This is a genomic window from Faecalibacter sp. (assembly GCF_057177045.1).
This window is the reverse complement of the sequence record NZ_CM169987.1, coordinates 187,954-205,155: the sequence shown is the minus strand read 5'-3', so window position 1 is coordinate 205,155 and position 17,202 is coordinate 187,954. Positions and strand designations below refer to the sequence as shown.

General features: G+C 31.2%; 21 protein-coding genes and 1 pseudogene. 1 reads left to right on the top strand and 21 read right to left on the bottom strand.

Annotated elements, in window-relative coordinates; translation table 11 throughout:
• Positions 1-9: 9 nt before the first annotated feature.
• Complete coding sequence (locus tag AC1QSP_RS00930; protein ID WP_484079369.1) at positions 10-1,653, top strand: dipeptidyl-peptidase 3 family protein; 1,644 nt, start codon at positions 10-12, stop codon at positions 1,651-1,653.
• Between the two features lie 771 nt (positions 1,654-2,424).
• Here the strand turns inward: AC1QSP_RS00930 and AC1QSP_RS00925 are convergent.
• The 21 genes and pseudogenes from AC1QSP_RS00925 to AC1QSP_RS00825 form a co-directional block, all read right to left on the bottom strand.
• Positions 2,425-4,440, bottom strand: coding sequence for a TonB-dependent receptor domain-containing protein (locus AC1QSP_RS00925; protein ID WP_484079368.1), 2,016 nt, complete (start codon positions 4,438-4,440; stop codon positions 2,425-2,427).
• Positions 4,441-4,483: 43 nt separating this feature from the next.
• The gene (locus tag AC1QSP_RS00920; protein WP_484079367.1) at positions 4,484-4,855 is read right to left on the bottom strand and encodes a hypothetical protein; all 372 of its coding nucleotides are present in this window, start codon (positions 4,853-4,855) and stop codon (positions 4,484-4,486) included.
• A gap of 107 nt (positions 4,856-4,962) precedes the next feature.
• Complete coding sequence (locus tag AC1QSP_RS00915) at positions 4,963-5,553, bottom strand: redoxin domain-containing protein (protein ID WP_484079366.1); 591 nt, start codon at positions 5,551-5,553, stop codon at positions 4,963-4,965.
• Positions 5,546-6,556 carry a TQO small subunit DoxD gene (locus AC1QSP_RS00910; protein WP_484079365.1) on the bottom strand — a complete coding sequence of 337 codons (1,011 nt, stop codon included), beginning with the start codon at positions 6,554-6,556 and terminating at the stop codon, positions 5,546-5,548. Before AC1QSP_RS00910 ends, AC1QSP_RS00915 begins: the two co-directional genes overlap by 8 nt.
• Before the next feature lie 45 nt (positions 6,557-6,601).
• A complete protein-coding gene (locus tag AC1QSP_RS00905) occupies positions 6,602-6,967 on the bottom strand; it encodes a hypothetical protein (RefSeq protein ID WP_484079364.1) in 366 nt (121 codons plus the stop codon).
• Between the two features lie 10 nt (positions 6,968-6,977).
• Positions 6,978-7,778, bottom strand: a complete 801-nt coding sequence (locus AC1QSP_RS00900) for a sulfite exporter TauE/SafE family protein (protein WP_484079363.1) — start codon at positions 7,776-7,778, stop codon at positions 6,978-6,980.
• Positions 7,779-7,924: 146 nt separating this feature from the next.
• Positions 7,925-8,338, bottom strand: coding sequence for a YeeE/YedE family protein (locus tag AC1QSP_RS00895; RefSeq protein WP_484079362.1), 414 nt, complete (start codon positions 8,336-8,338; stop codon positions 7,925-7,927).
• A 4-nt stretch (positions 8,339-8,342) separates the two neighbouring features.
• Positions 8,343-8,891 (bottom strand): YeeE/YedE thiosulfate transporter family protein, encoded by a 549-nt coding sequence (locus tag AC1QSP_RS00890; protein ID WP_177706645.1) that lies wholly within the window; start codon positions 8,889-8,891, stop codon positions 8,343-8,345.
• Positions 8,891-9,196 carry a thioredoxin family protein gene (locus AC1QSP_RS00885; RefSeq protein WP_484079361.1) on the bottom strand — a complete coding sequence of 102 codons (306 nt, stop codon included), beginning with the start codon at positions 9,194-9,196 and terminating at the stop codon, positions 8,891-8,893. The genes AC1QSP_RS00890 and AC1QSP_RS00885 overlap by 1 nt, the downstream gene beginning before the upstream one ends.
• A gap of 113 nt (positions 9,197-9,309) precedes the next feature.
• Entirely contained in the window at positions 9,310-9,465 is a 156-nt protein-coding gene (locus AC1QSP_RS00880) for a rhodanese-like domain-containing protein (RefSeq protein ID WP_484080374.1), read from the bottom strand.
• Positions 9,466-9,504: 39 nt separating this feature from the next.
• Positions 9,505-9,831 carry a rhodanese-like domain-containing protein gene (locus tag AC1QSP_RS00875; RefSeq protein ID WP_484079360.1) on the bottom strand — a complete coding sequence of 109 codons (327 nt, stop codon included), beginning with the start codon at positions 9,829-9,831 and terminating at the stop codon, positions 9,505-9,507.
• Between the two features lie 2 nt (positions 9,832-9,833).
• Positions 9,834-11,246, bottom strand: a complete 1,413-nt coding sequence (locus AC1QSP_RS00870) for an MBL fold metallo-hydrolase (RefSeq protein ID WP_484080373.1) — start codon at positions 11,244-11,246, stop codon at positions 9,834-9,836.
• Positions 11,247-11,938: 692 nt separating this feature from the next.
• Positions 11,939-12,019: an IS3 family transposase gene (locus tag AC1QSP_RS00865; RefSeq protein ID WP_484080372.1), complete on the bottom strand. Its 81-nt coding sequence runs from the start codon at positions 12,017-12,019 to the stop codon at positions 11,939-11,941.
• Positions 12,020-12,082: 63 nt separating this feature from the next.
• Positions 12,083-12,406, bottom strand: coding sequence for a hypothetical protein (locus AC1QSP_RS00860; protein ID WP_484079359.1), 324 nt, complete (start codon positions 12,404-12,406; stop codon positions 12,083-12,085).
• 20 nt (positions 12,407-12,426) lie between these two features.
• On the bottom strand, positions 12,427-13,236 hold the full coding sequence (locus AC1QSP_RS00855) for an HNH endonuclease (protein ID WP_484079358.1): 810 nt from the start codon (positions 13,234-13,236) through the stop codon (positions 12,427-12,429).
• A 156-nt stretch (positions 13,237-13,392) separates the two neighbouring features.
• Positions 13,393-13,842 (bottom strand): hypothetical protein, encoded by a 450-nt coding sequence (locus AC1QSP_RS00850; RefSeq protein ID WP_484079357.1) that lies wholly within the window; start codon positions 13,840-13,842, stop codon positions 13,393-13,395.
• Between the two features lie 11 nt (positions 13,843-13,853).
• Positions 13,854-14,462 carry a hypothetical protein gene (locus AC1QSP_RS00845; RefSeq protein ID WP_484079356.1) on the bottom strand — a complete coding sequence of 203 codons (609 nt, stop codon included), beginning with the start codon at positions 14,460-14,462 and terminating at the stop codon, positions 13,854-13,856.
• Positions 14,463-14,501: 39 nt separating this feature from the next.
• A pseudogene (locus AC1QSP_RS00840) lies at positions 14,502-14,633 on the bottom strand (RHS repeat-associated core domain-containing protein); the annotation flags it as partial.
• Between the two features lie 374 nt (positions 14,634-15,007).
• Complete coding sequence (locus tag AC1QSP_RS00835; protein ID WP_484079355.1) at positions 15,008-15,427, bottom strand: hypothetical protein; 420 nt, start codon at positions 15,425-15,427, stop codon at positions 15,008-15,010.
• Positions 15,427-16,284: an RHS repeat-associated core domain-containing protein gene (locus AC1QSP_RS00830; protein ID WP_484079354.1), complete on the bottom strand. Its 858-nt coding sequence runs from the start codon at positions 16,282-16,284 to the stop codon at positions 15,427-15,429. The genes AC1QSP_RS00835 and AC1QSP_RS00830 overlap by 1 nt, the downstream gene beginning before the upstream one ends.
• Positions 16,285-16,687: 403 nt before the next feature.
• The gene (locus tag AC1QSP_RS00825) at positions 16,688-17,200 is read right to left on the bottom strand and encodes a hypothetical protein (RefSeq protein WP_484079353.1); all 513 of its coding nucleotides are present in this window, start codon (positions 17,198-17,200) and stop codon (positions 16,688-16,690) included.
• Between the last annotated feature and the right edge of the window lie 2 nt (positions 17,201-17,202).

Sequence of the window (17,202 nt, the reverse complement as noted above, 5' to 3'; positions counted from 1 at the left end):
CTTATTGTAATGAAAAAAACAATCGTATTGAGTTCAATCGCCTTAACCAGTTTATTAGCGTCTTGTGCAACTCAAAAAACGGAATCAAATGCTACGAAAGTGGAAACAACTGCAAACGAATTTAAACCGCAATATTACTCTGAATATACATTAACAACCGATTTATCGCATTTATCAGCCAACGAAAAAGAAGTCGTTAAATTAATGATCAAAGCCGCTGATATTATGGATGATTTATTTTGGCAACAAACTTATGGAGCTAAAATCGATATTACCGATGCGGTAAAAGGAGCAGAATTGGATTATGTCAAAATCAATTACGGACCTTGGGATCGTTTGGATAATGACAAACCTTTTTTACCAGGCGTTGGACCGAAACCAGCAGGTGCTATGTTCTATCCACACGATATGACGGCTGAAGAATTTGAAGCTGCGAACTTGGCGGATGGAAAATCGAATTATACGTTAGTAAAACGTAATCGTGAGGGGAAATTATATACGATTCCTTATCACGTGAATTACAAAAATCAATTGCAAAATGCAGCCGGTTATTTGGTGAAAGCTTCTGAACTAGCAGAAGATGCAGGTTTGAAAAAATATTTACAATTGCGCGCAGCTGCTTTATTGAATGATGATTTCTATCCAAGTGATTTAGCGTGGATGGATATGAAAAATTCAAATTTAGACATCGTCATTGGACCAATTGAAACGTACGAAGATCAATTGTTTGGGTACAAAGCGTCATATTCTTCTTATGTGTTGGTAAAAGATGTCGAATGGTCAAATAAATTGGCAAAATTCGTTCAGTATTTACCCGAATTACAACAAAATTTACCGGTTGATGCCCAATACAAAACGGAAAAACCAGGTACAGATTCAGATTTAAATGCCTATGATGTGATTTATTACGCGGGAGATTGTAATGCCGGTGGAAAAACAATTGCGATCAACTTACCGAATGATGAACGCGTACAATTGGAAAAAGGAACACGTCGATTACAATTAAAAAATGCCATGCAAGCGAAATTTGATCAAATCTTAGTACCAATTGCCAATGTTATGATTGATGAATCCCAACAAAAGAACATCAAGTTTGATGCATTTTTCTCGAATGTCATGTTCCACGAAGTAGCACACGGATTAGGTATTAAAAATACCATCAACGGAAAAGGTTCAGTTCGTGAAGCGTTAAAAGAAACGCAATCAGCTTTAGAAGAAGGAAAAGCGGATATTTTAGGCTTATACATGGTGAACCAATTGTTGAAGAAAGGCGAATTAGAAGGAACACAAGAAGATTATTTTGTGACGTTCTTAGCTGGAATTTTACGTTCAGTTCGTTTTGGCGCAAGTTCAGCACACGGACAAGCGAATATGATTTGTTTCAATTACTTTGCGGAGAAAGGTGCCTTTGAAAAGACTGCCAATGGACGTTACAAAGTCAATGTCGCGAAAATGGAACAAGCCATGAACGGCCTTTCTGGATTAATCTTAACGTTACAAGGAAACGGAGATTACGAAGGCGTAAAATCTTTAATGGCAACCAAAGGAAAAATTGGTGCGGATTTACAAAACGATTTAGATAAAATCAATGCATACAACGTTCCGGTCGACATTAAATTCAAACAAGGATTAGAGGTTTTAGGTTTGAAATAAACTAAAATTTATATAAATATAGAAAAAGGCAAACCGTTGGTTTGCCTTTTTTAATGTTTAATTAAATGAGATCCTGAAACGAGTTCAGGATGACTTATTCTTTGTGAAGCTGAACCCGTTTCAGCTTCGCATCATATTAGATTCTTCGACAAGTTCAGAGTTACATCTTATATATTAATTTATAATAAATCACCTTTTTTAAACATTGAAAAAACTAATTTTTCATTTGGTATATAACCTCTATGTTGTGTTGAAAACCACTCGTTATTTTCTTTACTTAAAATAAATTCACCAACAATTCCGAAACGATAATGTACAACAAAAACATAGGACAAATCAATGGAATAATAATGATCTATTGTAGAAGTTTTGAATAGTCTGAAATCAACAGAATCAGTAGGAATATCAATTAAGAACTCTACATTTACCTTTAAAGAATTATGTACAATTTTTGTTACATAAAGTTTGGCCTATTGCTCAAAAATTTGAAATTGAATTAGAATATCAGTCTTCAACAATTAGGAAATATGATTTCGATTTTGTTGGAAATCAATCTATTTTCAAAATAAAACAATTAGTTTGACTAAAGAGGCTTGCGGAAATCCTGTAGCAATCGAAAAAAAGTTTAGAGTAAAAGAAGAAAAATCTTCTTGCTGTACGCCAAATTCTGGTTGTTGTTAAGAATATTTTATTAATAATACACACACAGAAATATCACATTTAATTGTTATAAAACGAATAAAGGCAACCTATTAAGATTGCCTTTATTGCTTAAAATGAATAACGGATCAATAGTTTAAAATTTCTTCCCGGATTAGACATTCTTTGCATTATAGGCAAATCCGCTTGGTTTTTATAATTAAAGTTTAAATGAGATTGATAATAGCGATTTAATACATTATCAATCTTAAACACAACAATTATCGGCTTTGCAATTTGAAAGCTCGAATTAAAATTGATTAAATGATAACTGGTGGATGTTTTTTCACCAAAAGAAGTAGCGATACATTGTTGACGATCGACGTATTGATGTTCTAAACTTGCATTCATCCATTGGTTGCGATAGATTAAATTGATTCGATTTTCGAATGGAGGTGTTAAGGCAATTGCTTCATTCCAATCTTTATTTTTTGTATAAATTGCATTCATCGAGCCGTTTAAAGACCAATGCGTATTGAATGTTAAATTCCAATTGAAATCAAATCCAAATTTATAAGCATGATCTATATTGACAAATTGCTTTACCGAAGTGGTTTGTTGATTTTGAATAATTTGAGTTGATTTTGCAACAATATAATTTTTTAAAAAGGATTGAAAACCATTTACTTCAAATGAAAAATAATCCAACCAAATGGAATTTATTGCAAATGTATTTTTATAATTTAAATCCATTTGATAGTTAATTTCTGGCAATAAATCTGGATTTCCTAAATAGTTGGCTCCATCCATCCCAACAGGGTGTAAATTTATTGTACGTTCAATCATATCACCTGTTCGAACACCTCGTCCAACTTTAAAATTTAATACTTGTTGAGGTTGTATCAAATATTGATAACCAATCGTTCCACTAACTAAATAATCGTTTGGTTTTAGGTTTTTATAATAATGTAGAAATAAATTGGATGGATGCTGAATTTCTAATTGATTTCGATCAATTCGTGCTCCAAAATCAAATTGATGTTTTGCATTTAAACGATAATTTCCTTGTATAAAAAGTCCTAAATTAGTGTTTATACTTTTTTGCCAAATATCGTTATAGCTTATTTGTGTATTCATCACATTTCGAGTTTCTTTTTGTCCATTTCTGGCTAAATAAAACCAATCGAAACCAGTGTATAATTGCAATTGATTCATTTGCCATATTCCTTCAATTTTACCACCTATTGTTTGACTTTCGACATCGGTAATCACTTGCATCATTTTTGCATTTGGACGATTTAAATTATGCATTTGATGCTCTACAAAACTGGCATAGGCACGCGATTGAATCTCTTGTAATTTCGAATCTTTTATAATTGTTTTACCTATAAAATGAATAATCGAAGTATCATCAAAACTCGTATCCATTGGCAAAGTTGGATGAGCGATATCGCGTCCAAATTGTTGCTGAAAACCGATTTCATATCGACTTAAATTTTTAGTACTTAATCCAATTTTCGTAAAATAATCTTGTGAACGATAACTACTTGGTATCGTTGTTCCTTGACCATCTTTATAATGATCAAATGTTTGATAATTATAACCACCTTGAAAATCCCAACGATTATGGGTATAACCTAAGCGCGCATGCGTCGTATTCCCTAAACCATTGCTTTGTAAACCAGTCGCTAATTCACCATTCCAACCATTTTCTGACTTTGATCGATGAGAAATTAAATTAATTATTCCGCCTGAAACTGGTCCAAATCGCATCGAATATGGCCCTTTAATCAATTCCACTTCTTGGATTTGATTTAATGATAAATGGGTAGTAATTGGATCCATACGATTCGGACAAGCATTCATCGCTTTTATTCCACCATCCAATTGTACATTTAATTGTTCGTATTGATTGGCTCTAAAGTTGGGATCAATCGCATATTGACTACGTTTGATTAAATGAATTTCTTGCTGTTTAGAAAAAATTTCATCCGCTGTAATGATGGGATGATCTAAAGTATGAGATGAATTTTTATGAGTAAAAATAGAAACTTCTTCTAAATTTATAGATGTAGAGATACTGTCATTCTGTTGCGCTTTAGCCAATAGCGAAGTGCAACAAAAAAAACTAAGATATATTTTTTTCATTGATATTTGATTTTAAATTTTTGAATTGCATAATGTTAAAACATCACACAATGGGTGGTTTAAAATCAAGTGGTAGAGAAGTTGAAGTATAGAATTCTTGGTAAAAATATTGGGAATACTGCACGAAAGAAAAGGGATGATTCAATGATATTGCTGCAATGTCATCTACAATCCAAAAGATATGGAAATAAACAATTTTGGTTTCTTGTTCGTGATGTTCGTGAGCATAAAAATCACCTATTTTCTTTAATTGACATTTTCCTTCACAATGCAATTCTGGATGAGCTGTATTCACACATAAATATTCCACAAAAACTTCTTTGTCTAGTGTATAAAATAGCAACGTTAATGGTGTAAACGCGCTGCGTACCATCACGGCTAAAAACAATAAGATATAGAAGAATTGACGAATCAAGAAATTAAATTTTGAGCAAAAATAAATTTTGAAAATAGAGTAAAAAATGATTGATATTAGAAAGCCAGAACATATGGTATTTCTGGCTTAATTTATAATCATTCGAGTTAATGCATTGCCTTGATTTCATTTAAAAAATCAACAATGTCTTGCCCTGAATAATCGGCCATACCAAAAGTGGTATGCGCTATATTTCCTTCTTTATCCAAGATAATCGTTGTGGGTAGACTGCCTTTAAACAATTCTGAAGGAATTGCAGAATGCGGATAATAGACGGGCAAATTCAATTTTTTACGCTGCATAAATTGATGCGCTTTCTCTTTTTTGCCTTCTACTTCTAAAGTTAAAATCATCACATCATCATCGGCTTTAAATTTGTCGTGTAACACCTGAATAGATGGCATTTCTGCAATACAAGGCGGACACCACGTCGCCCAAAAATTTAAGAATACGACTTTTCCTTTTAAATCTGCTAACGAAATAACTTCACCTTGATCATTGATCAGCTGAAAATTTAGGTAATTTTTATTCGTTGGTGGAATTTCTACTGTTTCTAAATCAGGTTGAAAAAGCCCCATTTTCATTAAACCTTGTTGAAGAAAAGCTTTTGCATCAGTTGAAAATAGTAAGATCAATGCAAGGGATACAAAAATTAGATTTGATGTATTATTTTTTAAGATTTTCACAATTTTATTCATTTGATTGATTGATTTGATGTTCCCATTCGATACCACTGATATCGATTAAACGGATTGTTTTGACCAATTTCGCCTTATTCGAATTCACTGTAAGGTCGGCTTTCGCACCTAATGGAATGATTATGCTATGTTTTCCTGGTTTAATTTTAGACACATAATGGTTATGGATATTTTTTAATGGAAACTGAGCCAAATCTTCTCCTTTTAGTTCTTCGATGATTTTATTTTTTGCATCCAACAATTGTATGCCAATCAAAAACGAACCATAAACATCAGCACCTTCAGTTCGATAAACTTCAAACGTCACCGTAGTAGACGTTAGGACAACATTAGATAGTTCTAGCTTGGGCTTTACAGATTTGTTGTGTAATGTACCATAAACGCCTCCGTGAAAATATTGATTGGTGTAAAGTGTTAATCCAAAAATAAATAATGCTCCAACTAATACGACTCTTTTGGTAAATATTTCAGGTAAATAACCTGAGCATAACCATTTGAATATTTTTGAATCCATGAGTTGTGGATTTTTATTCAAGAAATAGTGATCCAATGAATAATAACCACTTCCTGATAGAAATAACGCAAATCCTGAAGCGATTCCAAGAACACCAATTTGCCATTCGTCTAAACAAGTAGTACCGATCCATCCCGAACCCAATAAAATTCCCATCGCTAATCCGAAAATTCCAATACTCATTAAACGGGTAAAAAGGCCGAGTATAATGAATAGTCCAACGATAGCTTCCACGATGGTAAAAGAAACCATTGCAAATTGCAATTGATCGGGATGCAATACCAGATGCTCAATCAATGGTTTTATACCTAAAGCATGGGGTAAAAAATGATTGAATTTCTCCCCGATATAACCTGCTTCGTTAGGGATTAATTTATTGTCTAAAATTAATCGGCGCCAAAATGCCGAAAAATAAGTCCAGCCGATCACTAATCGTATCGCTAGCGTGAACAAACCAGCCGATTGATAATGCTGATTTAAATTTTTCATATTGCTTGTTTTTATAGTTGTTAATATTTTTTGATCTCGAAAATATTAAGCAACTACATAAATCTTAAGGCGCTGATAAAGAATGTAAAACGGAGGACTATTATTTTTTACTCCTCCTAAAGGTATGGATTTAAAAACTTGTGTTGAAGTAGAAGTGAAATCGAAAGATGAATAAAATTCAAATGTAGATTTTTTTTGGATTTCTACTGCTGATTGTTGTTTTTCTTGTAATGGCGTAAATTGACAAGATGAAACGGTCTTAGATTTATTTAATGGTTTTTCTACCGTTAAACCCAACTGATCAAATAGCGCATCTTTTACGGTACAAGATGAAAGTGAAAAACACACCAACAGCATCCAAATATACTTTTGGATAGATGGTAAGAAAAGAAATGTTGATGTATTTTTCATGTTCAATCACTTAATAGATAAGTTCTTGTATTAAGATTAAACCCGCGATTACTAAGATAAAATAACCAAAAATTGGTTTTAATTGAGTCGAAGATATGAATTTTGAAAGATAATTCCCAATGATAATTCCTATGACAGATAATCCCGTTAAAATGCCCAATAGATTCCAATTGAATGACGAAAATTGTTGATAATCACTTCCGAAACCTACAAATGAATTAATAGCGACTAAAAATAACGACGTGGCAACAGCATTTTTCATTGGTACTTTGGCTAAAACTACTAAACCTGGGATAATTAAAAATCCACCTCCAGCACCAAATATTCCTGAAATCATTCCTATTATAACACCTTGAATCACCAATAATTTAGTATTCTTCTCCATCTTTTTCCCACAATCAATACAATCTTCTTGCTTGTTTGTTATCATACTATAGGCTGCTAAAATCATTACCACAGCAAATGCAATCATCAACAACAAATCTTTTTCAACAACTCCGACAAATGGGATTTGAAATTGAGCCGGAAGTTGTGGCATCAAAAAGCGTCTTGTAGCAAACATGGAAAACATGGAAGGTATTCCGAAAATAATAGCAATACGATAATTCACTAATTTATTTTTAATCTTAGGATAACTTCCTATTATCGAAGTAATACCTATGATAAACAATGAGTATGAAGTGGCTTGTAAAGGATTAAGTTCAAAAAGATAAACTAAATTAGGTACTGTTAAAATTGAACCTCCACTTCCCATTAATCCTAATGTTATTCCTACAAAAATAGTAATGATATAACCTATAGTTGTTGACATTTTATCTGATTTTATACTTCAAATTTCCGTCTATTTTTTGAGTTGGATTGTTACATTTGTTACAGAAGTAACTAATAAAGAAAAACGGTTATTCGCACGCGAACAACCGTTTTAAAATTAACCAATTATAATATATTTTATCGGGATTAATGAGGTAACTTATCTCTTAATACACCATATAAAAACGTTCCTAAAATTGCACTAGCAATAACAATTAACATAGGGAAAACTCCTGCACCTACCAATACAAAGATTGGCCCTGGACAAGCACCAACTAAAGCCCAACCTAATCCAAATAAAGTACCACCAATTAAATAACGTGGGATGGATTTTGTTTTAGGTGAAATGACAATAGGTTTTCCATCAATATCGTTTGCTTTATTTTTTTTCAATAATTGTGTTCCGATTAAACCTACGACTAATGCAGAACCAATAAATCCATACATATGGAAAGATTGAAAATTAAACATTTCATAAATTCTGAACCAAGAAGCTGTTTCAGCTTTATACATAGTAATTCCGAAAATTGCTCCTAAAAGGATATAAATTATACTTCTCATCGTTCTAAAAAATTAAAGGGAATAAAAGGTGAGTCATAATTAAACCACCAATAAAAAATCCGATGACAGCGATTAATGATGAAATCTGTAAGTCACTTAATCCTGAAATTGCATGTCCAGATGTACATCCACCAGCATAACGTGTTCCAAACCCAACCAATAATCCACCAACAATTAATAATCCAATATTTTTTGCTGTTAGATTTTCAAAAATTTCTGTCGGAGAATAGGCTTTACCAGCACTAGCAAAACCTAATTCATTCAATTGCTGAATCGTTTGTTCTGAAATCGCAGGGATTTGATGATCGGATAATAAATGTGCTGCAATAAATCCACCCAAAACAGCGCCTACCAGAAATAAAAGATTCCATTTTTGTGCTTTCCAATTAAAGGCAAAAAAATCACACGATTTTCCAGCACCCATTGCTGCACATATCGTTCTAAAGTTGGAAGAGAATCCAAAACTTTTTCCTAAATAAATTAACAATAACATAATTATTGCTATTAATGGTCCACCAATATACCATGGCCATGGTTGAAATATAATTTCCATTAGTTTATATATTTTCTAAGTTCATTCATTAAATCTTCAGGGAATAAAACCCCATGATGTTTCCAAATCAATTGATTGTTTTGAAATAACATTAACGTAGGTACACCCATAATTTGATAAGTGGCATCAAAATGGATGGTATTGATTTTATCTTCATCCACATTAATTTTTACCACATCTAGTTGATCACCAAATCCTTTTTTCACTTCCTCCAATGAAATATCCAAAACAGTGCAAATACTACAAGTTGAAGTGTAAAAATCGATAAGTATTAGTTTTTCTTGCCTTATTCGATCAATCATCATTTTTTCTTTGATTTACGAACAAAGGTACTTCGACTTCTGTTCATAGGATGTAACTCTTGTTACGAAGTATTTTTAAAAAAAGCGTTTAAATGTAAATTTAAACACTTGCTTTTCTATTTTTCTAAAGGTAAGTTTTTCGCTTTCCAATCGTTAATATTTTCTCTGTAATTTAGGATATTGGTATAACCTAATTTTTCTAAGTTGGAGTAGGCTATAGCACTACCTGCATTACCTTGACAATGAATAATAACAGGAATATCTTTTCTAATTTTCGCTAATGTTTTTAATGGAATATTTCAAAATCTATTTTACGGTTGAACCGCGGCTTTTACTTCATTAACATTTTGCCATGTACCACCATTTAAGACATGGGTAAAACCATTGTTTTCTAAGATCACTTTTGCTTGTCCACTTCTATTGCCACTTCTACAGAATACAACAATTTCTGCGTGATTTTTTAATTTTTCTAATTGATTTTCCACCTGGTCTAAAGGGATATTGGTAGAACCTACGACATGACCTTCTGCAAATTCTTCAGGAGTACGCACATCGACTAAAAATGCATTATTTTTTATAGAAGCAACTAATTCTTCTTTATTATATCCTAATAACATATTGATTATTTTTTGAAACATGATTATTTTAAAACTTTACTTTGACATACAAAATCTGTTTTCGGAACAGCTGTTTGTGCTATTGCACCAAATCCACCTTCTATTTCTGTGAAGTTTCGGTAACCTCTCGCTTGTAAGATACTTGCAGCAATCATACTTCGATATCCTCCTGCACAATGAATATAAAAATGCTGACTTGGATCAATCGTATTTATCCATTCGTTGATGTACGCTAATGGTTTGCTATACGCATCGTAGACATGTTCTGCAGCATACTCCGATTCTTTACGAACATCGATTACTGTGACTTCTTTACCTTCGATTTCTTCTGCAAATTGTGTCGCTGGAATACGATTTACAGTATCAATTTCTTTTCCAGCATTCACCCATGCTTGGAAACCTCCCGCTAAATGTCCTAAAACATGATCAAATCCTACACGACTCAAACGAGTAACAGCTTCTTCCCCTTCACCTAAATCGGTAACTAATAAAATAGGTTGATTGACATCCACAATCATAGCGCCTACCCAAGGTGCAAAATCGCCTTTTAAACCAATATTCACCGACTGTGGGATAAATCCTTTTGCGAAATCACTATTCGAACGTGTATCTAAAATTAAAGCTCCACTTTGTTCTGCCAAATGCTCAAATGCTTCTGCATTTAAAGCTTTCATCCCATGAGATAATACATTGTCGAAACTTTCATATCCTTTCTTATTCATCGCTACATTCATTCCGAAATAAGCAGGTGGTGGTAATAAACCATCAGTAACAGCTTCAATAAATGCTTCTTTAGAAGGTTGGTTCAAGGCATAGTTTATCTTCTTTTGATTCCCTAAGGTATCAACCGTTTCTTTCATCATGTTTTTACCACAAGCAGATCCTGCACCATGCGCTGGATAAACTGTAATATCATCGGCTAGAGGAAGTATTTTCGTATATAAACTATCATACAATAGACCTGCTAAATCTTCTTGCGTCATGTTTGCTGCTTTCTGAGCCAAGTCAGGACGTCCCACATCTCCTAAAAATAAAGTATCACCACTGAAAATTGCAGTTTCTTTTCCCTTTTCGTCAATTAATAAATACGTTGTACTCTCTAAGGTATGACCTGGGGTGTGTAAGACTTTGATTTTTACGTTTCCGATTTCAAAGATTTGATTATCTTTTGCTATGATCGCATCAAATTCAGGTTTTGCTGTAGGACCATAAACGATAGGGGCATTCGTTTTTTGACTTAAGTCTAAATGTCCACTCACAAAGTCAGCATGAAAGTGTGTTTCGAAAATATATTTCAAAGTCACATTATCTTTTTCTAAACGATCGATGTATGGTTGAGTTTCACGAAGTGGATCTATAATTACCGCTTCACCATGACTTTCAATGTAATAAGCGCCTTGTGCTAAGCATCCTGTATATATTTGTTCTATTTTCATCATAATTTCTTTTGTATTTTGATAGAACAAATTTCATCTAATATCCTCGATTGGATTGTTACAATTGTTACAGATAAATTTTGAGGATTTCAATTTACTTAACAATTTTATCGTACTAACCTCTCCAAATTTTAGCTAAGTAAATCAATATAAAAACGATAGATTTCGTAACTTGTGTAACACAATTAAAATGTTCATTCATAAAGTATGGTGTCCAAACAGATGCCATCGCAAAATAAGATTCATCAATCACCTTGATATAAAAGAATACGAGATGAGGTTCGATTTAAGTTTCTACTTCGAGGCTTTTTTTATTCCCTTAATTTTATAAAGTTATAGACAATCACTTCGCATTTATCACCAAATCAAAAAACATTACAACAAGCAACCCCATCAAGTGATTACTTGGGAAGAGTTGGGAGAGTATTTGGGAGTGAGTGTAAAATAAAATATTAGTGTCAATATACTACGTTATTGATGCGTTTATTGCTAAAAGAAAAATACAAGCTATTTTATAAAACAATAAGACCAACTCAATCGAGTTGGTCTTTTTTATGTATTGTCAGTCACGGTTTACAAATCCGCGTCATCGGGTTAATTAATTAGCTCTTACTAAATATACCTTATTATATCAAAAAACAAACCCTACAAATTTAGACTGCACCCAAAAGTTTTGACACAAAAATTAATTATTATAAAAAATGAGTTCGATATTCAATCGGGCTCATTTTGTTTAAATTCGATTTAATTCTTTCGTTGTTGTAATAGTAAATATATTGTTTAAATTGACATAATTACTTACTTATGTAATTATGAAAACTTTTTTAATTTATATATTAAGCATCATATAGCCTATAATTTATAATTTTATTAACTAGTTCTTCATTATTTAATTTAGGCAATTCTAATAAAAACTCTTCAACAACATCTTGGAGCATATATAATGGAAATAAATTAATATATTTTTGATTATTTATTTCTATTTCAATTTTTTCAGGGATTTCATCACAATCAAAAAAATATAATTCAGATTCCGCTGAAATTTCGTCTTTCATATAAATTTCTATATATTCTAAATCTACATTTGGTAAATTTTGATTAAAAAACTTCAATAAATTTTCTAAATCTTTAATAATTGGTATAAATTCTTTTAATATCATTTTTATTTTATTTTAAAATATTACTTATTCCAGATATTCATTCCACCAACACCATTTGGATGTAACACTTTCCAAAAAATACTTCCAGGTGTATGTTGTGATTTAGGAACTAATTGCATAATACCAGATGTTACATCATGATGCCATACCCAATTTGATGGTGATTTTGGAGAAATACCACCTCTTGGGCCTATACTTGGTTTAGCTATTCCTAGTTGAGTCATCATAGATGAAAATTCTGCACTATTATCCATTGCATCAGCTAATGATTTATTAGCAGCTTTAAAATGATTTCTATAAGAACCATTAGGATATAAATTATCTGCTAATTTCATTTCATAAGCAACAGAATATTGATTTGGAGCTTTAGATGTCATACCCTTTGTTAATAACAAAGGGGTCATGGCTAAAGAAGCTCCAGGAACTTCAGAGTCTAACATCGTAAAAAAGAATTGTCCCAAACCGAATATATCTCCAGGACCTCCCATTGGATCAACTCTACCTGAATGAATAGTTCTATACCAAGGTATATAGGAATTTATTATACTACCACCTGTAGTTTCAATAGCATTTCCCCCATGATATTTTCCATTTACAGTTCCATTAGAGGCTAAATAATATGAATAACGACCATCAGGTTCATCATATATATCTGCGCTTAATATATAATAATTATCAACGTAGCCATTATATCCTTTACTTATATAATTATCATTTGTTAAATTTGGATCGTATGTATATGATATTCTCCCATCTTCTAAATTTTTTATTCCCCATCCTTCTGCTTCCATCCCAGTAGGGTCAATTAACATAACAGGATTATTATTCACTTCCTCCTGTCATTTTGATCGTTCTTTCTCCTGATGCATCGTACCAATAGTTACTGATATATCCATTGTCATCAACGAGCTGTTTTGTATTCTTAAAACACCAAATCCACTCATTGAGTGGATTTGGTGTTTAGTTTGTATTATGAAAAATATACATTAATGACTAGAAAATGTAAACCATCTCTTGGTTTTTAATTCTAATTCTTTAATAGAATCACGTTTATTAATTATAACACCTAAGGAATCTTCTTTATAATTAATAAACAAATCTAAATCGCCTAAATATTTTTTTGAAATTTTATATGTAGATACTTTATTCATATAAGGTGATTCTTCTATTACTGATTCCAATTTTTCTTTTGTTTTACTTTTATATAATTCAAAATGTATGTTTTTTTGAATATTTTTCTCTAAACCATTTATATTTATCTCTATCGAATTTTCTTCGGTACTATACGAGGGAAACATTTGAATTTCTAATATAAACTCTTTAGTACTTACATAATATTCATTTTCAATATTTGAATAATAATAAGCTTTTTTTTGACAACCTACATTAAAGAAAACAAAAAATAGTATTAGAATAATTAGTTTACTTTTTATCATTAGATATAGTTTTAATTACTTCTGTTGTTTTTTTTCTGAGCACTATTTGCTTCTGGTTGATTCATAATCGGTTGCATTGACTCATAAAAATCTGGATGATCAGAACTATGTCCTAATTGTTTAGCTTCTTCTTTATGTTCATCAACCCATCTTCCTCCTTTATGAATTTCAGCATCCTGTATAGTATGAAGAGCAAGTCCCAACATTTGCTCTTCTTTCCTAGAAAGTTTTTCGATACTTTTTCCTTTTAACATGTCCACAACTTCATATGCTCCTAAAATTCTGACTTGATCACCATTTTTTTCAGTATAAACTCCTCCATACAAAGCTCTATTTACTGCTTCTTGTTCTGAAATACCTTCCCAATAGGTTCTCATAGCATGAATAGATACTGATACAACATATTTATCTGATTGAGAATTTTTAGTAGCATCATAACTTCCATATTTATTAACATCATATGATAGTCTAGAAGGATTAAATCCTTTTGCTACTGCCAATGATTTATTAATTCTCATAAAAGTTTTATTTGGATGATCTGCAAAAGTTGAAGCATAGTGAGCTATTCGATTTGATACTCTTTCACTATATCCCAATGCTTTAAGTGCTCTATATGTCATTAAATAATGTGTAAATACCGGAAATCGTCCATCCGGATCAATAAATTTTACTGGATTTTGATAAGCATACTGATAAGGTGTCATCGTTTCCTCCATCAACGGATCCACACTCAACCAAAACGAAATTCTAGGATCATAGAAACGAGCACCATAATAGTATAGACCAGTTTCTGGATCTAATTCAAAACTGCGTTTGCTATGTTCACGCTAATTTTCTTAAAATTAGCGTTCCATAATCATTAAATTGATACACGTTGTCAAAAGAACCGCTTATTTATTAACGTAATATTTTTACGTTTATTCTTTTATAGCTCAGGAAAGCAACAACAATCTTCTCCGTTATTGATGTTTTTTTCGCCAAAAAAAATACAAAGCATTTTAAAACAACTAGAAAAACTTACACTTATAAAACCAACCCCGCAAAGCAAAAGCTTGGCGGGGTTTAGTTTTTAACTAATACTTCCCTCATAAACAAATTAATATATCTATTTGATTTATTATTTCTCTTTATTATAAGGAATAAATTTCAATTGAAAAATTTTAATTTAAAGAAAACTTTGAGGCTCTGTATTATCTACTTCAAAACCAATATATTTCTTCTTAACAAATTTATCTAATCGTTTTACATCAATTGACTCAAGAACCATAATACTATCATTAATAAATTTTATTTTAGATTCCCATGGAAGATTTATTACACTGTCATTATCTTGTACATTCCATTTACCCCTACTTGCATTACCAAATCTATAGGCTATCTTTTTCCTTTCATCAGTTAATATACGATAATAAGTATATTCACCTTTCTTATCGATTCGATAACCATATTTTTCAGTAGATTGTTTAAAACGATTATCTATTATTACCCAATATTCATCTTCATTTGTTATTAATTGCTTTCTTAAAGGACTATTTTTAATACATCCTGATAAAATTAAAGCAAAGAAAAATATAATTATTCTCATTATTTTAAGTCTTTTTTACCTCTATCTGTCACTCTTTTTTCTCCTTTGGGATCAATTATCGTAATAGTCGTTCTTCCTATAACATTTTCTTTCATAGTATAGCCTGTTTTCAATTCATTAAATCTATTCACCAGATTTTTCAAAGTATTATAATCATTTGTAGATTCTGAAGCTTGAATCATATGTTGAGCAGCACTAGTTATTACAGCTAATTTAAATTCTTCAGAAGTATTAGAAAATGTTTTATCCCCCATATGATGTAAATACACATCTACATGATTCAATAAATCCATACGTATTTGTTTATTATAATCACTTTTATGTTTATTCTCATGTACTATAGCATTCATTAAATTATATTTGTTATCAAAAAAGTGAGAAGCTTTTCCATTTTTTCCGTGAGATATATATATCGTATTATCTTTTGGCCTATAATAAGCTAAACTTTCTTCACTTGATTTCACTTCTACACCAATAGTTGCTTTTATACCCAATTTATTTGCATAAAAGGCACTTACATTAGCTACTATTGCTCTATTCTTATTATTATTAGAAAACCAACTTTTATGTGGACCTAAATCATAACTAGACAAACTACTTTTATTTCCTTGATCATCTATAATAGTTATATGTGCTTTTTTATTATCTACAACTCTATTTATACTTCCATCAGCATTTAAATAAATTATATCATCCGCCATCATCCCCGTCGGGTCAGTGTAACGAATTGGGTTGTTGTAAACATATCCATACGGATCCATCGTCTTCTCCGCCAACGGATCCACACTCAACCAAACCGAAATCCTAGGATCATAGAAACGAGCACCATAATAGTATAGACCAGTTTCTGCATCCAATACAAAACTACGTTTGCTATGTTCACGCTAATTTTCTTAAAATTAGCGTTCCATAATCATTAAATTGATACACGTTGTCAAAAGAACCGCTTCGTTTTATTAACGTAATATTTTTACGTTTATTCTTTTATTGCTTAGCAAAAAATATCTTCTCCGTTATTAACGCTTTTATCGCTAAAATGAAAATATGATCTATTTTATAAAACAAAAGACCAACTCGATTGAGTTGGTCTTTTTTATGTATTATCAGTCACGGATTACAAATCCGCGTCATCGGGGTTTATAACCTGCACATTTTATTTTTAAAAATTTACAACTATAAAATAACAAACCCTAATTTTTTTTAGGATTGATTTATTGTTACTTGCCACACGATACAATCGTTCGGGAGCGGGGATGTTTGTTATAAACTTTTATTATTGGAAAGTGAAGAAATAGAAATACTATCTGTTAAATTACCCTTCATAAACTTATATTCCTTTTTAGACTCATCTGTTATCACATAAAATTCGTCTACATCTATCTGAAAATCATATAAAATTCCAATGTTTTGATATGGAAAACTATAATAACATTGAGTTATAGTAATTAATCTAAATCTTTTTTTAGGCATAATATGATTTCTTTTGAGTAGAGAAATAGCATATTTTAATTCTTTAGAATTATCTACATTAGTTTTATCATCTATAAAAGTATCTAGTGTAGTCTTAATCGTTAAAGATAACGAATCTTTATCAATAGAATATGTTCGATTGTTTTTAATATTATCTTCTTGTTTTAATATAGATAAAGTATCTATTAACCATTCCTTATAACTATTGACAGAAATATTTTCTTTAGTAGGATACAAATCACTTTTACAGTTTATAAAAAAAACAATAAACATTAAAAAAAGTAATATATTATATAATCTCATAT

Coding starts and splice junctions, on each gene's coding strand:
- AC1QSP_RS00875 (WP_484079360.1), bottom strand. CDS start 9,831: ATGTTTCAAAAAATAATCAATATGTTATTAGGATATAATAAAGAAGAA.
- AC1QSP_RS00915 (WP_484079366.1), bottom strand. CDS start 5,553: ATGAATAAAATTGTGAAAATCTTAAAAAATAATACATCAAATCTAATT.
- AC1QSP_RS00925 (WP_484079368.1), bottom strand. CDS start 4,440: ATGAAAAAAATATATCTTAGTTTTTTTTGTTGCACTTCGCTATTGGCT.
- AC1QSP_RS00835 (WP_484079355.1), bottom strand. CDS start 15,427: ATGAGAATAATTATATTTTTCTTTGCTTTAATTTTATCAGGATGTATT.
- AC1QSP_RS00860 (WP_484079359.1), bottom strand. CDS start 12,406: ATGATATTAAAAGAATTTATACCAATTATTAAAGATTTAGAAAATTTA.
- AC1QSP_RS00885 (WP_484079361.1), bottom strand. CDS start 9,196: ATGATGATTGATCGAATAAGGCAAGAAAAACTAATACTTATCGATTTT.
- AC1QSP_RS00895 (WP_484079362.1), bottom strand. CDS start 8,338: ATGAGAAGTATAATTTATATCCTTTTAGGAGCAATTTTCGGAATTACT.
- AC1QSP_RS00825 (WP_484079353.1), bottom strand. CDS start 17,200: ATGAGATTATATAATATATTACTTTTTTTAATGTTTATTGTTTTTTTT.
- AC1QSP_RS00900 (WP_484079363.1), bottom strand. CDS start 7,778: ATGTCAACAACTATAGGTTATATCATTACTATTTTTGTAGGAATAACA.
- AC1QSP_RS00870 (WP_484080373.1), bottom strand. CDS start 11,246: ATGAAAATAGAACAAATATATACAGGATGCTTAGCACAAGGCGCTTAT.
- AC1QSP_RS00910 (WP_484079365.1), bottom strand. CDS start 6,556: ATGAAAAATTTAAATCAGCATTATCAATCGGCTGGTTTGTTCACGCTA.
- AC1QSP_RS00845 (WP_484079356.1), bottom strand. CDS start 14,462: ATGACATATAGAGCACTTAAAGCATTGGGATATAGTGAAAGAGTATCA.
- AC1QSP_RS00850 (WP_484079357.1), bottom strand. CDS start 13,842: ATGATAAAAAGTAAACTAATTATTCTAATACTATTTTTTGTTTTCTTT.
- AC1QSP_RS00930 (WP_484079369.1), top strand. CDS start 10: ATGAAAAAAACAATCGTATTGAGTTCAATCGCCTTAACCAGTTTATTA.
- AC1QSP_RS00905 (WP_484079364.1), bottom strand. CDS start 6,967: ATGAAAAATACATCAACATTTCTTTTCTTACCATCTATCCAAAAGTAT.
- AC1QSP_RS00890 (WP_177706645.1), bottom strand. CDS start 8,891: ATGGAAATTATATTTCAACCATGGCCATGGTATATTGGTGGACCATTA.